The 245-nt window shown below is 45.7% G+C and carries 1 pseudogene; it reads left to right on the top strand.

The annotated features are described in order from the left end of the window. Positions 1-27: 27 nt before the first annotated feature. Positions 28-245: pseudogene (locus P9228_RS30920) on the top strand (hypothetical protein); the annotation flags it as partial.

Genomic DNA, 245 nt, shown 5'->3' with positions numbered 1-245 from the left:
CATCAAATACCTACATCCGGAGCTATGATGCCTCACCCTGTAGGATTTGCTCCAGTTGGAGCTGGGCTGGCTATTGGGCCGAACATAAACATTGCGTCTCTATATGTCGGTGAGCTTAAACTGGACGTTTCAGAGCAACTTCTCTGGAATATTTTTAGCGCATATGGTCAGGTTCTTTCCGTCAAAGTTTGTCGCGATTCTCACACTGGAGTCTCACTTGGTTATGGCTATGTGAATTTTCGTAC

This window comes from Mesorhizobium sp. WSM4898 (assembly GCF_029625845.1).
In the GTDB taxonomy this organism is placed as follows: Bacteria; Pseudomonadota; Alphaproteobacteria; order Rhizobiales; family Rhizobiaceae; genus Mesorhizobium.
Note: the sequence above shows the minus strand (reverse complement) of the source record. Positions and strands in the feature narration are given on the sequence as shown.